Origin of the sequence: Scandinavium sp. UTDF21-P1B (genome assembly GCF_040750395.1) — a bacterium.
In the GTDB taxonomy this organism is placed as follows: Bacteria; Pseudomonadota; Gammaproteobacteria; order Enterobacterales; family Enterobacteriaceae; genus Scandinavium.
In genome coordinates this window covers 1-253 of record NZ_JBFLVD010000055.1, presented here as the reverse complement: position 1 = coordinate 253, position 253 = coordinate 1, and the positions used below count along the sequence as shown (strand labels likewise).

Here is a 253-nt window from a genome sequence, read left to right as displayed (position 1 = left end):
GCGACGCCTTCGCCGGCGCCCTCGACACCGCGCTCGACGACGGCCCGTACGACCTCGTCTACGACTCCGGCTGCTTCCACCACCTGCCCCCGCACCGCCGCGTCAGCTACCTCGCGCTCCTGGACCGCGCCCTCGCACACGGCGGGCACTTCGCCCTCACCGCGTTCGCGGCCGGGGAGGGCGGCATGGGCTCGGAGCTGCCGGACGCCGAGTTCTACCGACAGGGCGGGCTGGGCGGCGGACTCGCCTACAC

Annotated in this window: 1 protein-coding gene; it reads left to right on the top strand. The window is 75.1% G+C overall.

The genetic code is table 11. From position 1 onward, the window contains the following. Nucleotides 1–253, top strand: a 253-nt coding sequence (locus AB1287_RS22385) for a hypothetical protein (protein WP_435619148.1), incomplete at both ends; no start/stop codon positions are given.